General features: G+C 65.9%; 12 protein-coding genes. 3 read left to right on the top strand and 9 right to left on the bottom strand.

Going from position 1 to position 13,563, the window contains the following annotated elements; genetic code table 11:
- Nucleotides 1–239 precede the first annotated feature (239 nt).
- The 6 genes from trpC to rpe all read right to left on the bottom strand — a co-directional run bounded on the left by trpC (nucleotide 240) and on the right by rpe (nucleotide 5,793).
- Nucleotides 240–1,067, bottom strand: coding sequence for an indole-3-glycerol phosphate synthase TrpC (trpC, locus tag APT59_RS01990; RefSeq protein WP_059313321.1), 828 nt, complete (start codon nucleotides 1,065–1,067; stop codon nucleotides 240–242).
- Nucleotides 1,064–2,113, bottom strand: a complete 1,050-nt coding sequence (gene trpD, locus APT59_RS01985) for an anthranilate phosphoribosyltransferase (RefSeq protein ID WP_059313320.1) — start codon at nucleotides 2,111–2,113, stop codon at nucleotides 1,064–1,066. Before trpD ends, trpC begins: the two co-directional genes overlap by 4 nt.
- Complete coding sequence (locus APT59_RS01980; RefSeq protein WP_059313319.1) at nucleotides 2,114–2,707, bottom strand: anthranilate synthase component II; 594 nt, start codon at nucleotides 2,705–2,707, stop codon at nucleotides 2,114–2,116. It abuts the gene before it with no gap.
- Nucleotides 2,708–2,717: 10 nt separating this feature from the next.
- On the bottom strand, nucleotides 2,718–4,196 hold the full coding sequence (gene trpE / locus APT59_RS01975; RefSeq protein ID WP_059313318.1) for an anthranilate synthase component I: 1,479 nt from the start codon (nucleotides 4,194–4,196) through the stop codon (nucleotides 2,718–2,720).
- Between the two features lie 242 nt (nucleotides 4,197–4,438).
- Entirely contained in the window at nucleotides 4,439–5,119 is a 681-nt protein-coding gene (locus APT59_RS01970) for a phosphoglycolate phosphatase (protein ID WP_059313317.1), read from the bottom strand.
- Nucleotides 5,116–5,793 carry a ribulose-phosphate 3-epimerase gene (rpe, locus tag APT59_RS01965; protein ID WP_059313316.1) on the bottom strand — a complete coding sequence of 226 codons (678 nt, stop codon included), beginning with the start codon at nucleotides 5,791–5,793 and terminating at the stop codon, nucleotides 5,116–5,118. The genes APT59_RS01970 and rpe overlap by 4 nt, the downstream gene beginning before the upstream one ends.
- 136 nt (nucleotides 5,794–5,929) lie before the next feature.
- On the opposite strand from rpe, the gene APT59_RS01960 reads away from it, so the two are divergent.
- Nucleotides 5,930–6,937, top strand: a complete 1,008-nt coding sequence (locus APT59_RS01960; RefSeq protein WP_082696264.1) for a DUF3530 family protein — start codon at nucleotides 5,930–5,932, stop codon at nucleotides 6,935–6,937.
- Here APT59_RS01960 and APT59_RS01955 read toward each other — a convergent pair.
- Genes APT59_RS01955 through APT59_RS01945 form a run of 3 tightly spaced genes read right to left on the bottom strand, consistent with a single transcriptional unit; the run spans nucleotide 6,912 to nucleotide 9,357 of the window.
- Nucleotides 6,912–7,676 carry a DnaJ domain-containing protein gene (locus APT59_RS01955; protein WP_017640360.1) on the bottom strand — a complete coding sequence of 255 codons (765 nt, stop codon included), beginning with the start codon at nucleotides 7,674–7,676 and terminating at the stop codon, nucleotides 6,912–6,914. The genes APT59_RS01960 and APT59_RS01955 overlap by 26 nt on opposite strands.
- Entirely contained in the window at nucleotides 7,673–8,338 is a 666-nt protein-coding gene (gene murU, locus APT59_RS01950; protein WP_059313315.1) for an N-acetylmuramate alpha-1-phosphate uridylyltransferase MurU, read from the bottom strand. Before murU ends, APT59_RS01955 begins: the two co-directional genes overlap by 4 nt.
- Nucleotides 8,335–9,357 carry an aminoglycoside phosphotransferase family protein gene (locus APT59_RS01945; protein WP_059313314.1) on the bottom strand — a complete coding sequence of 341 codons (1,023 nt, stop codon included), beginning with the start codon at nucleotides 9,355–9,357 and terminating at the stop codon, nucleotides 8,335–8,337. The genes murU and APT59_RS01945 overlap by 4 nt, the downstream gene beginning before the upstream one ends.
- A 119-nt stretch (nucleotides 9,358–9,476) precedes the next feature.
- Here APT59_RS01945 and APT59_RS01940 point away from each other — a divergent pair, with 119 nt between their 5' ends.
- Nucleotides 9,477–12,281 (top strand): LPS-assembly protein LptD, encoded by a 2,805-nt coding sequence (locus APT59_RS01940; RefSeq protein ID WP_059313313.1) that lies wholly within the window; start codon nucleotides 9,477–9,479, stop codon nucleotides 12,279–12,281.
- Nucleotides 12,262–13,557 carry a peptidylprolyl isomerase gene (locus APT59_RS01935; RefSeq protein ID WP_059313312.1) on the top strand — a complete coding sequence of 432 codons (1,296 nt, stop codon included), beginning with the start codon at nucleotides 12,262–12,264 and terminating at the stop codon, nucleotides 13,555–13,557. The genes APT59_RS01940 and APT59_RS01935 overlap by 20 nt, the downstream gene beginning before the upstream one ends.
- Nucleotides 13,558–13,563 lie beyond the last annotated feature (6 nt).

The raw sequence follows: 13,563 nt of genomic DNA, 5'->3' as shown, positions 1-13,563 counted from the left end.
ATGCGGCGGAGCCCGGCGCACCTCGCGATGGCCGACCGACTCCTCGACCCGCCACGGTTCAGCGGGTCGAAGGTCATTAACCGGGTTTAGGCGTCAGGAAACAAAGCCCCTCGTCGGCAGCGGGTACACGGAGGTCGTTCCCGCCGTTTGAGGTAGGCGCGAGTCGACTTGGGTCACCTTGCGGCATAAAAAAAGGCCTCGGTAGTCGCCACCGAGGCCTCGTTCAGGCGCCTGAACAGTCAGGCGTCCATGAGCGGGAAGCGTCGGTCAGGGAAGAACAGCCGCTGCAGCTCCTGCCCTGGCTCGTCGGCGCGCATGAAGGCTTCGCCCACCAGGAAGGAACGCACCTCGTTGACCTCCATCAGCTCCACATCGGCGCGATTGAGAATGCCGCTTTCGGTGATCACCAGGCGATCCTGAGGAATGCGCGGCAGCAGCTCCAGCGTGGTCTCGAGACTGACCTCGAAGGTATGCAGGTTGCGGTTGTTGATGCCCACCAGCGGGGTATCCAGCACCTTGAGCGCACGCTCCAGCTCGGCACCGTCGTGGACCTCGACCAGCACGTCCAGGCCGACGGACTTGGCGGTGGCGGCCAATTCGCCCATCAGGCCATCGTCCAGCGCGGCGACGATCAGGAGGATGCAGTCGGCACCGATGGCACGAGCTTCCACTACCTGAAAGGGATCGATGAGGAAGTCCTTGCGGATCACCGGCAGTTCGCAGGCGCCGCGGGCCTCCTGCAGGTAGGCGTTACCGCCCTGGAAGAAATCGACGTCGGTGAGCACGCTCAGGCAGGTAGCCCCACCCAGGGCGTAGCTGCGGGCGATCTCGGCTGGCACGAAGTGTTCACGGATCACACCCTTGCTTGGCGACGCCTTCTTCACCTCGGCGATGACCGCCGCTTCCTTGCGTGCCACTTGGGTCTGCAGGGCGCGGGCGAAACCGCGTGGTGCATCGGCGGCCCGGGCCAGGGCCTCGAGTTCGGCCAGGCTGGTACGGGCCTTGAGCTGGGCGATTTCCTCGGCCTTGCGGGCCAGGATCTTCTGCAACACGGTTGGCACACTCACAGGCGACCCTCCTCTCGATAGACGGATGTGAAATGGGCGAGCTCATCCAGCTTTTCCCGGGCCAGGCCGCTGTAGAGCGCGTCGTGAGCCAAGAGTACCCCTTCATGCAGACTATGGGCGAGATCCGCGGCGTAGAGCGCCGCGCCGGCGTTGAGCACGATCATGTCGGCGGCCTTTTGCCCGGCCTCGGTCTTGCGTCGACCGAGGGCATCGCGGATCAGCGCCAGGGAGGCCGCGGGGCTGTCCACGGTCAGGCCGACCAGGGTCTGGCTCTTGATGCCCAGGTCCTCCGGCAGCACCTGGTACTCGCTGATGCTGCCGTCCTTGAGCTCGGCCACCTGGGTCGCGGCGGCCAGGCTGAATTCGTCCAGGCCATCGCGGGAATGCACCACCAGCACATGCTGACTGCCCAGGCGCTGCAGCACCTCGGCCAGGGGTCGGCACAGCGCGGCGCTGAACACCCCGACCACCTGGTGACGGACACCGGCCGGATTGGTCAGCGGGCCAAGCATGTTGAACAGGGTGCGCAGCCCCAGCGAACGGCGCGGGCCGGCGGCATGGCGCATGGCACTGTGGTGCGACTGGGCGAACATGAAGCCGACGCCCACCTGCTCGACGCAGCGGGCGATCTGCGCAGGCGTCAGCTCCAGGTAGATGCCGGCCGCCTCCAGCAGGTCGGCGCTGCCGCTCTTGCCGGAGACCGCACGATTACCGTGCTTGGCCACCTTGCCGCCTGCCGCCGCCACCACGAACACCGAGGCCGAGGAGACGTTGAAGATATTGGCGCCGTCGCCGCCGGTGCCTACCACGTCGACCACATGGTCGAGGCTCGGCAGCGCCACCGGGGTGACCAGTTCGCGCATCACGCTGACCGCGCCGCAGATCTCGTCGATGGTCTCGCTCTTGATGCGCATGCCCATGAGGAAGGCACCGATCTGCGCCTCGTCGGCGCCACCGGTCATGATCTGGCGCATCACCGCCTGCATCTCCGCCACATTGAGGTCGAGTTGCCCGCTGATGCGATCCAAGGCTTGCTTGATGTCCATCTAACGACGCCCTCCCTGCTGCTGGAGAAAGTTGGCCAGCAGATCGTGGCCATGCTCGGTGAGGATGGACTCGGGGTGAAACTGCACCCCTTCGATCATGAATTCGCGGTGCCGCAGCCCCATGATCTCGTCCATGCTGCCGTCCGGATGCTGGGTCCAGGCAGTGATTTCCAGGCACTCGGGCAGGGTCTCGCGCTTGACCACCAGGGAGTGGTAGCGGGTCACGGTGAAAGGATTGGGCAGGCCGGCGAAGACGCCTTCGCCATTGTGATAGACCGGGCTGGTCTTGCCGTGCATCGGCTCGCGTGCCCGCACGACTTCACCGCCAAAGGCCTGACCCAGGCTCTGATGGCCCAGGCAGACGCCCAAGACCGGCAGCTTGCCGGCGAAGCGCTCCAGGGTAGCCAGGGAGATACCCGCCTCGTTGGGCGTGCAGGGGCCAGGGGAGACGACGATGCGCTCCGGGGCCAGTTCCTCGATCGCCTCGACCGGCACCTCGTCGTTGCGTACCACCTTGACCTCGGCACCCAGCTCGCCCAGGTACTGCACCAGGTTGTAGGTGAAGGAATCGTAGTTATCCAGCATCAGCAACATGGCAGGCTCCTCAGACGGACTGTTCGGCAAGGGTGACGGCGCGGAACATGGCGCGACGCTTGTTGAGGGTCTCTTCCCACTCTGCCGCCGGCTGGGAGTCGGCGACGATGCCACCGCCCGCCTGCACGTGCAGCTCGCCGTCCTTGATCACCGCGGTGCGGATGGCGATGGCGGTGTCCATGTTGCCGTTCCAGGCCAGATAGCCCACGGCGCCGCCATAGATGCCACGCTTGACCGGCTCCAGTTCGTCGATGATCTCCATGGCGCGGATCTTTGGTGCTCCGGACAGGGTTCCGGCCGGCAGGATGGCGCGCAGGGCGTCCATGGCGCTCAGCTCGGGCTTGAGCCGGCCGGTGACGTTGCTGACGATGTGCATCACGTTGGAATAGCGCTCGATGACCATCTTCTCGGTGAGGCTCACGCTGCCGGTGGCGGATACCCGGCCCACGTCGTTGCGGCCTAGGTCGATCAGCATCAGGTGCTCGGCCAGCTCCTTGGCATCGGCCAGCAGATCGCGCTCCAGTGCCAGGTCGGCCTCCTCGGTGGCCCCGCGCGGGCGGGTACCGGCGATGGGGCGCACGGTGATCTCGCCGTCCTCCACCCGCACCAGCACCTCGGGCGAACTGCCGACCACGTGGAAATCACCGAAGTTGAAGAAATACATGTAGGGCGTGGGATTGAAGCAGCGCAGCGCCCGGTAGAGGTCGATGGGCGCCGCCTGGAAGTCGATGGTCATGCGCTGCGAGGGCACGACCTGCATGCAGTCGCCGGCCAGGATGTAAGCCTTGATCCGCTCAACGGCGTTCTCGTAGTCAGCCCGGCTGTAGCTGGAGCGAAACTCGGGCTCGCTGCCGGCACCTACTGCGGCGAAGTCCAGCCCCAGCCGCGGGATGATCGGCTGGCGGATACGCTCACGCAGCGCGGCCAGCCGGGCCTGGCCCTGCTCATAGGCCTCCGGCTGGCTGGGATCCACCAGCACGATGCAGTGCAGCTTGCCGGCGAGGTTGTCAAAGACTACCACCTCGTCCGACACCATCAGCAGGATGTCTGGAGTGCCTAGCGGATCGGGATTGGGACTGGCCCCCAGGCGCTTTTCGACATAACGCACGCAGTCATAACCGAAGTAACCCACCAGACCGCCATCGAACTTGGGCAGGTTGGGCACGACCGGCACGCGATAGCGGGCCTTGAAGGCCTCGACGAAGGCCAGCGGATCCTCGACGGTGCAGGCTTCGAGCTGTTGCTCGCCCTCGTGCACGGTGACCTCGTAGCCACGAGCGCGCAGCAACGTGCGGCAGGGCAGGCCGATGATGGAATAGCGACCCCACTTCTCGCCACCCTGCACCGATTCCAACAGATAGGAGTTGGGCGCATCGGCCAGCTTGAGATAGAGAGACAGCGGGGTGTCGAAGTCGGCCAGGGTTTCGAAGGCCAGGGGAATGCGGTTATAGCCTTGAGCGGCCAGGCGCAGGAAGTCGTCGCGGGTCATGATCAGCCTCGTGGCGAGGAAAACGAAAGGTCAAGTGCACAGCGCGCCGGTCTGATACCGGCCAGGACAAAGTCAGGCGCGCCAGCGCCAACGGGCCAGGGCCTTGATGACCTTCATCCATGCTCGCGAGGAGCCTGTGCGGGTGACCACCACGATGCGATCTCTTGCTCTTGGGGCGGGGATTGAAGGGCCACGTTAGCCTAGCCGGCCCAGCATGGCAACCGGCCGGCCATGTCGGCGTGCTAGATGAACAGCTCGCGCAGATCGTCGACGACCAGATCCGGCGCCTCGTTGGCGATGGGCTCGCCGTGGTTGTAGCCGTAGCTCAGGGCCACGCAGCGTACCCCGGCGGCGCGGGCGGCACGGATATCGTTGCGCGAGTCGCCGATGAACAGGGCGCGGTCGGCGGCCACCCCCGCCTGCGCCATCACCCACAGCAGGCCGGCCGGATCGGGTTTCTGCTGTGGCAGGGTATCGCCACCGACGATCCAGTCGAAATCGCCCAGGCCCATGTCCGCCAGCAGCGGCGCGACGAAGCGCTCCGGCTTGTTGGTGATCACCGCCAGGCGCACGCCCAGGGTGCGCAGCAGCGCCAGACAGTCCAGCACGCCCGGATAGACGCGGGTCAGGGCGTGGCTGCCGCCATAGAGTTCCATGAACAGTGCCAGGGCGCTATCGGCAGCGCCATCGTCCACGGCGCCGTGCTCCATGCCATCGGCCAGGGCGCGGCGCACCAGCACCCGGGCGCCATTGCCGATCCACAGGCGCACCTTGTCCAGCCCCGCCGGCGCACGGCCCAGGCGTTCGAGCATGGCGTCCACCGCCGTGGCCAGATCGGGCGCGGAATCCAGCAGCGTGCCGTCGAGGTCGAACATCACCAGCGCGGGCGGATGCCCGCCGCCGAGCTGCACCAGGGCGCTCATACCGACTGGGCCTTGGCCAGCTCGGCGCGCATCGCCTGGATCACCGCGGCATAGTCCGCCTGGCCGAAGATGGCCGAGCCGGCAACGAAGGTGTCGGCACCCGCGCGGGCGATCTCGCCGATGTTCTTGACGTTGACGCCGCCATCGATTTCCAGGCGGATCGGCCGGCCCGAGGCGTCGATCAGGGCACGCGCCTCGCGCAGCTTGTCCAGGGTGCCAGGAATGAATTTCTGGCCACCGAAGCCGGGGTTGACGCTCATCAGCAGCACCATGTCGACCTTGTCCATCACGTACTTGAGCACGTCCAGCGAAGTGGCCGGATTGAATACCAGGCCGGCCCGGCAGCCGCCATCCTTGATCAGCTGCAGCGAGCGGTCGATGTGCTCGGAGGCCTCGGGATGGAAGGTGATGTCGGTGGCGCCGGCCTCGATGAAGTCGCCGATGATGCGATCCACCGGCTTGACCATCAGGTGCACGTCGATGGGCGCGGTCACCCCGTAGTTGCGCAACGCCTTGCAGACCATGGGGCCGATGGTGAGGTTGGGCACATAGTGATTGTCCATCACGTCGAAATGGACCATGTCGGCACCGGCGGCGAGGACCTTGTCGACTTCCTCGCCCAGGCGGGCGAAATCGGCGGACAGGATCGAGGGAGCGATGGCGAAGGGTTGCATGGGATAGCCTCGGCGAAGGTTAAGTGGCGGCATTGTAACGGAGATCCGTCTGCCGCTAAGGCGTTCCCGCTGCCCCGACGAGGCGAACGGCGGTAGGCTCGTCAGGGTCAACCGTCTCCCTTGAGGATTCCGCCCGATGTCGTTGCCTGCCCCTCTGCCCCTCTGCCTCCTCCTGCTGCTCGGCTTGACCACACCGGTCCTGGCCGAAGAGGCGCCCACGCCGGCGCCCCAGGCACCGACCAAACGCCTGGCGCCAGCGTTGACGCGCAGCCAGGAGCAGCAACAGGCACTCATGCGGCAGCTACCCGCCGAGCAGCAGAAGACCCTGCAGGCCGGCGACGAGTCCTTTCTCGCCCTGCTGTTACCCAGCGCCCGCGCCAAGACCGCCGGGACGGTGGTGCTGGTGCCGGGCGATGGCGAATCGGCCGACTGGCCCAATGTGATAGCCCCAGTGCGTCAGGAGCTGCCCACCTACGGGTGGCAGACCATCAGCCTCAGCCTGCCCGATCCCTATGACCCCGTGGTGGCGATCGAACGGGACACGGCTCCCGTGGACACCGACGCCCAGGCCAACAGCGAACAGAAGGCACCGCCGGTCACCGGCGGCAGTGGCACGGCGCCGGCCGCTCCAACGCAGGCCGAGGCGGGCAGTGGCGAGCCCGCTCAGGCAGCGGTCACGCCCGCCGATCCCGAAGCCGCGGCCAACGCCCAGACCGCCCGGGTGCTAGCACGCATCGCCGCCGGTATCGATCTGGCGCTGCAACAGGGCGCCAATCCCATCGTGCTGGCCGGTCACGGGACCGGCGCCTACTGGGCGGCGCGCTACCTGGCGGAAAAGGAGCCAGCCGAGGTCAAGCAACTGGTACTCATCGATGCCCGCGCGCCGCAGGGTATGCCGCCGCGACTGGACGCCACCATGGGCAAGACCGACCTGCAGATCGCCGATCTGGTGCACGCCCCCGGCCAGCCCGCACAGCAGCGCAAGGAGCGCGCGGCGCAAAAGGCCAACAAGGGCTATCGGCAGATCGAATTGCCGGTCATCCCGGGCGACCGGGCTGCAGAGCAGGAGCAGACCGTTCGCCGCCTGCGCGCCTGGCTGGAGCGCCTGCCGTCGGCCCCTAGCGAAAGCCCCGCCGCTTCTTGATCACCTGGTAGGCAGCATGCAACTCGGCGGTACGCTGGGCAGCGGCATAGACCGCCGACTGGCCCGCTCCGGCACCGGCCTTCTTGTCGGGATGGTGACGCGAGAGCAACCGGCGATAGGCCTGCTTGACCGTGGCCGCGTCGGCATCGTCAGTGACGCCGAGCAATTGCAGGGCCTTGCGGTATTTTTCTTCGTTGCTGGGCTGCCGCGGCGCCGCCTGCACGGGCGGCTGCAGGGCCAGTACCTGGGCTTCGGCCAGGCCCATCGCCTGCCCCCAGCCCAGGATTTCATCGCGATCACCGGGACGTACGCTGCCGCTGATCCAGACCATGCGCCAGCAGGCCCGCAGAATCAGCTCACTGCGCTCGCTGAGTCGTTGCAGGTCTGCCGCTGACGGCAGGGTGCCACCCTTGCCCTGCTCGAAGGCGGCGATGGCTTTCTTGCGGTCGTCCGCCCCCAGCCCCAGACGTTCGATCTCGCCTTCGGCCTGGCGGATATGGGCGGTGAGTACCCGGCCACCACGCTTGGCCAGGCGCCCGAGCATCTGGAATTGCGCCTGGTGCTCGAAGCGGCCGGGACGGCCCTGCCAGCGCGCCTTCCAGCCCGCCAGGGAGGTCAGCCCCAGCTGGCGCTCGCCGGCATGGGCAAGCAACGCCACCAGCAGGGCGCCGGGAATACTGGCCACCGCCCAACCGGCCAGGAAACCCAGCAGCGTCAGCGGCCAGAACCAGAGCTTCAAGAAGCCATCCCGAACAGTTGCTCCGCCTCGGCCAGGCGTTCCAGGGTGCCTACGTCCACCCAGCGTCCGGCCAACCGCTGGCCCGAGACCTGCCCGGCGACAATGGCCGGTCGCAGCACATCGACCAGCTTGAAGGCTCCTGCCGTGCAGTCGGAGAAGAGCTGCGGGTGCAGCACGGCGATGCCGCTGTAGGTGAGCTTTTCCGAGGCCTCCAGGGTGATCCGCCCATCCACCAGGCCAAAATCGCCGCTGGGGTGATGAACGGGATTGTCGACCAGCACCAGGTGCGCCAGGCAGCCGGCGGGCAGTGCCAGGACCGCGAAATCGACATCGGTGCGGATGTCGCCATTGATCAGCATGAAGGGTTCACTACCCAGCAATGGCAGCGCCCGAAAGATACCGCCCCCGGTCTCCAGCGGCTCACCTTCGGCGGAAAAGCGAATGGAGACACCCAAGCGACTGCCGTCGCCCAGGACGGCTTCCAACTGGTCGCCCAGCCAGGCGTGGTTGATCACCAAGTCGGTGATACCGGCGGCGGCCAGCGCCTGGATATGGTGCTCGATGAGCGGACGACCGTTCACTTCGATCAGCGGCTTGGGGCGCGTCAGCGTCAGTGGACGCATCCGTTCGCCCTTGCCCGCCGCCAGGATCATGGCCTTCATGGATGGGCTCGCTCGGCGTGCAACTCGTCCAGCAGGGCGCCCAGGTCGGCGAGCTCGGGCCGGCGAGCCACCACGGTGCGGATATAAGCCAGAAAGCGAGGCGTGTCGGCGACGTAGCGTGGCTTGCCATCACGGTGCCAGATGCGGGCGAAGATACCCATCACCTTGAGATGGCGCTGCACTCCCATCAGGTCCGAGGCCCGCTGGAAGTCGGCGAAGTCGGCCTGCACCGCTATCCCGGCAGCCCGTGCCTGCTCCCAATAACCCAGCAGCCAGCGCTGGACCAACGGCTCCGGCCAGCTAAGGAAGGCATCCTTGAATAGACTGGTGATGTCATAGGTGACCGGCCCCATGACGGCGTCCTGGAAGTCCAGTACGCCTGGATTGGGCGTGCTGAGCATCAGGTTGCGCGGCATGAAGTCTCGATGGACCAGCACCTGGGGCTGCGCCAGGGCACTGTCGATCAGCAGCCGGCAGACGGCTTGCCAGCGTTCGAGTTGAGAGGCACTCAAGGTCAGGTCCAGTTCACGCCCGACATACCACTCCGGAAACAGCCCCAGCTCGCGGGCGAGCAGAGCCTCATCGTAGAGCGGCAGGCTGCCGTTCGTCGGCTGCTTACGCTGGAAAGCCAGGAGCGCGTCGATGGCCGCCTGGAAATACTCGTCGGCATTCGTCGCGTTGATCACCTCCAGGTAGGTAAGCTGGCCGAGGTCGCTCAGCAGCAGGAACCCCCGTTCCAGATCCTGGGCCAGGATGCGCGGTACATGGACCCCGGCGGCGTCCAGCAGGCCCGCCACCTGGACGAACGGACGGCAGTCCTCCTGCGGCGGCGGTGCATCCATCACGATCAGGCTGCGCCCTTCGGCCGCCCAGCGGAAATAACGGCGAAAGCTGGCATCGCTGCTGGCTGCGGTCAGGGTGCCCACGGGCACCTCGCCCCAGGCCTGCGCCCGGAAAATTTCCGGTAAAACGGTAGTCAGCCAGTCTTCTATCTGGTTCAAGCGAACATCTTCAGTCATTTGCAGCGGATCCCCCGGCCCTAGCCGATGCGCAGGTCATGTTTTATTATCCGCTATCTTTTTGAGCCCATCGAGAGGCCGCGGCCCCTTAATGGCCGGCGTGCAGGACGACTTTAAGGATGGCCGTGAAAACCCCCGCGTTTCGCAGAAAATTTCCCCTCTTGGTAACCGGCAGCCTGCTCGCCATGCAGCCGGTCACCGCCCTCATCGCCGCGCCCGCCGAGCAGTTCAGCTGCAGCGCCGGGGCCGGCGGTGGCTGGTCGTGCAACACCCAGGCGCCGACAGCGGCCATTCCGCCCCGCCCCAGCCAGGGTGAGACCCAGGGCGTCGCGGCGCAGCCCGCCGCGCGCAAGGGCGACGATGCCGTCCTGGTGACCGAGAGCAAGGGTCGCGCCCTCAAGTCCCGCAGCGCCGACTACAGCCACCTGGACTGGGTCCCGCGCGATCAGCTGACCCCGGCCCAATTGGCCGAGACCGGCCCCTACTGCAGCGGCGCCTATGTCGAGCCGCAGCGTCCGGGCATGTACGACGACACCCCGACTGCCAAGGCTCCGACCTACGTCTCCGCCAAGACCTCGCGCTACGAGCAGGAGCAGCAGGTCGCCACCCTCGCCGGTGACGTGGTCTTGCGTCAGGGCGGCATGCAGGTGGAGTCCCAGGAGGCCAACCTGCACCAGCTGGAGAATCGCGGCGAGCTCAAGGGCAACGTCAAATTCCGCGACAACGGCCTGCTGATGGTCGGCGACAAGGCCGACATGCAGCTGGACAACGGCCAGGTCCAGGTCGACAACGCCGAATTCGTCATGCACCAGAGCCGGGCCCGCGGCAGCGCGCTCTACGCCAAGCGCGGCGACGACGCCATCATCCGCCTCAAGGATGGCACCTACACCACCTGCGAACCGGGCAGCAACGCCTGGCAGGTCAAGGGCAATACCGTCACCCTGAATCCGGCCACCGGCCTGGGCTATGCGACCAATGCCACCCTGCGGGTCAAGGACATTCCGGTCCTCTACACGCCGTTCATCTATTTCCCGATCGACGACCGTCGGCAGTCCGGTTTCCTGGCGCCCTCGATCAGTACGTCCAGCGACACCGGCTTCGCGATCACCACGCCCTACTACTTCAACCTGGCACCCAACTACGATGCCACCCTCTATCCGCGCTACATGGCCAAGCACGGCCTGCAGACCGAGGGTGAGTTCCGCTACCTGACCCACAGCAGCGAAGGCCAGGTGTACGGCTCCTACCTCAAGGACACCGACCCGGAGCACGAGGGCGAACCGGAAGCCACCGACAGCCGCTGGCTGTACGGCTGGAAGAATCGCAGCGGCCTGGATTCGCGTTTGATGGCCGAGGTGGACTACACCCGCATCAGCGATCCCTACTACTTCCAGGACCTGGAAACGGACCTCGGCATCAACAAGCCGACCTACGTCAACCAGCAGGGTCGCCTGACCTACCGTGGCGATACCTTCGTCGCCGGCCTCAATGCCCAGGCCTACCAGCTGGCCACCGTCTCCGACGTGACGCCCTACAACCGCCTGCCGCAGTTGACCCTGAGCGGTGCCCTGCCCTACAACCCGGGCGGTCTGGACTTCACCTACGACACCGAGGCGGTGCGCTTCACCCGCAGCTTCGACGACAATACCTACTTCGACCTGGATGACAACGGCAACCGCACCAACGTGCGCAACCGCCCCGACGTCAACCTCTTCGGCCTGACCCGTGCCGAAGGCAATCGCTACCATGTCGAGCCAGGCATCGCGCGGCCAATGACCGCCTCTTGGGGCTTCCTGACGCCCTCGTTGCGCTATGCCTACACCCGCTATGACCTGGATCTGGACAGCACCGGTCAGAGTGATTTGAACTCGCCGCTGGTTGGCGGTGGCCGCCGCGCCTCAGCCGGCTCCAGCGTGACCAGTTTCAACGACAGCCCCACCCGTTCGGTACCCATCTTCAGCCTCGATGGTGGCCTGTACTTCGACCGCGCCTCGAACCTGTTCGGCGAAGGTGGCAAGCAGACCTTCGAACCCCGCGCCAAGTACCTCTATGTACCCAATCGCGACCAGGACGACCTGCCGGTGTTCGATACCGGTGAATACACCTTCAGCTACAGCTCACTGTGGCGCGACAACCGCTTCACCGGTCGCGATCGCATCGGCGATGCCAACCAGCTGGCTCTGGGTGCAACCAGCCGCTTCATCGAGCCCAATGGCTTCGAGCGGGCCAATGTAAGCTTTGGCCAGCTGTTCTACTTCCGCGATCGTGAGGTGCAGCTGCCCGGCCTGACCAAGGACGACCTGGCCTACGCCCGCAGCCTGGGGCAGAATCTCGACAATCCCCAGGCCACCAGTTCCCGCTCGCCCTATGCCCTGGCCGGCATGTATCGCTTCAATCGCGACTGGCGCGTGAACGGTGAATTCAACTGGGATCCGACCCTGCACCAGACCGACTCCGGCAGCGTGATGTTCCACTATCAACCGGAAGCCGAGCCGGGCAAGATCCTCAACGTCGGCTATCGCTATCGTGACAATGTCCGGGTGTTTGATCCCACCCTTGGCCGCTTCACCTACAACAGCGACGACTACAAGGTCGACCAGCACGACATCTCCTTCATCTGGCCGATCGTGCCCCAGTGGTCCGCCATTGCCCGTTGGCAGTTCGACTACAACAAGAGCCGTACCCTGGAAGCCTTTGGTGGCTTCGAGTACGACAACTGCTGCTGGAAGCTGCGCCTGATCAGCCGCTACTGGCTCAAGAGCGAAGACGACGTCTTCTACACCGCCCAGAGCTCCGAAGCCGATCGCGGGATCTTCCTGCAAATCGTGCTCAAGGGACTCGGCAACGTCTTCGGCGGCAAGACCGAAGGCTTCCTGGACAGAGGCATTCAAGGCTATCGTGAACGTGAAGACCAAGCTATGTAACGCCCTGCGCCCGCTCGCCCTGGGCGCGGCGCTCGCCCTCACCCCTCTGGCTCAGGCTGCCGTAGTACCGCTGGACAAGGTCGTGGCCATCGTCGACAACGACGTGGTCATGCAGAGCCAGCTCGATCAGCGACTCAATGAGGTCAAGCAGAACATCACCCGCCGCGGCGCCGCGGCGCCGCCGGAAAGCGAGCTGCGTCAGCAGGTGCTAGAGCGCCTGATTCTGGAAGACATCCAGATGCAGCTGGCTGGACGCATGGGCGTGAAGATCTCCGACGAGGAGCTCAACCAGGCCGTGGCCACCATCGCCCAGCGCAATGGCCTGAGCGTGGCTGAATTCCGTCAAGCCCTGGCTCGCGACGGTCTCTCCTACGACGCCGCCCGCGAGCAGGTCCGTCGCGAGATGATGATCAGTCGGGTACGCCAGCGCCAGGTTGGCCAGCGGGTACAGGTTACCCAGCAGGAAGTGCAGAACTTCCTCGCGTCCGACCTCGGCAAGCTGCAGCTGTCCGAAGAGTATCGCCTGGCCAATATCCTGATCCCGGCAGCCGACAACGCCGGCACTGCCGGTCTCGATGCCGCCGCACGCCAGGCCCAGGACACCTACAACCAGCTACGCCAGGGCGCCGACTTCAACCAGCTGGCCATCGCCCGCTCGGCCGGCGACAACGCCCTCGACGGCGGCGAGATCGGCTGGCGCAAGGCTGCCCAGCTACCCCCGCCCTTCGATCGCCTGATCGGTAGCGTCGGTGTCGGCGGCATCACCCAGCCCGTGCGGGTCCCCGGCGGCTTCGTGATCCTCAAGGTGGAAGAGAAGCGTGGTGGCGAGGCGAGCATCGTCGATGAGGTGCATGTGCGCCACATCCTGCTCAAGCCCAATGCCGTGCGCAGCGATGCCGAGACCCAGCGACTGGCCGCACGCCTGCGCGAGCGCATCCAGAACGGCGAAAGCTTCGCCACCCTGGCCAAGAGCTTCTCGGAAGATCCGGGCTCGGCGCTCAATGGCGGCGACCTGGGCTGGATCAACCCGGAATCCCTGGTACCGGAGTTCCGCGAGGTCATGAACAGCGCTCCGGTCAACCAGCTGTCGCAACCCTTCCACACGCCGTTTGGCTGGCACATCCTGGAAGTCCTTGGGCGTCGGGCCACCGACAACACCCAGCAGGCGCGCGAACAGCAGGCCCTGAACCTCCTGCGCAGTCGCAAGTACGACCAGGAGCTGCAGACCTGGTTGCGCCAGATCCGCGACGAAGCCTACGTCGAGATCAAGCAGTAACCCCAA

It is taken from the genome of Pseudomonas oryzihabitans, from assembly GCF_001518815.1.
In the GTDB taxonomy this organism is placed as follows: domain Bacteria; phylum Pseudomonadota; class Gammaproteobacteria; order Pseudomonadales; family Pseudomonadaceae; genus Chryseomonas; species Chryseomonas oryzihabitans_E.
Note: the sequence above shows the minus strand (reverse complement) of the source record. Positions and strands in the feature narration are given on the sequence as shown.

Bases quoted from the DNA above. Each gene is read 5' to 3' on its own strand.
- trpD (WP_059313320.1), bottom strand. From the start codon at position 2,113: ATGGACATCAAGCAAGCCTTGGATCGCATCAGCGGGCAACTCGACCTC.
- APT59_RS01980 (WP_059313319.1), bottom strand. From the start codon at position 2,707: ATGTTGCTGATGCTGGATAACTACGATTCCTTCACCTACAACCTGGTG.
- trpE (WP_059313318.1), bottom strand. From the start codon at position 4,196: ATGACCCGCGACGACTTCCTGCGCCTGGCCGCTCAAGGCTATAACCGC.
- APT59_RS01970 (WP_059313317.1), bottom strand. From the start codon at position 5,119: ATGAGCGCCCTGGTGCAGCTCGGCGGCGGGCATCCGCCCGCGCTGGTG.
- rpe (WP_059313316.1), bottom strand. From the start codon at position 5,793: ATGCAACCCTTCGCCATCGCTCCCTCGATCCTGTCCGCCGATTTCGCC.
- APT59_RS01960 (WP_082696264.1), top strand. From the start codon at position 5,930: ATGTCGTTGCCTGCCCCTCTGCCCCTCTGCCTCCTCCTGCTGCTCGGC.
- murU (WP_059313315.1), bottom strand. From the start codon at position 8,338: ATGAAGGCCATGATCCTGGCGGCGGGCAAGGGCGAACGGATGCGTCCA.
- APT59_RS01945 (WP_059313314.1), bottom strand. From the start codon at position 9,357: ATGACTGAAGATGTTCGCTTGAACCAGATAGAAGACTGGCTGACTACC.
- APT59_RS01940 (WP_059313313.1), top strand. From the start codon at position 9,477: ATGGCCGTGAAAACCCCCGCGTTTCGCAGAAAATTTCCCCTCTTGGTA.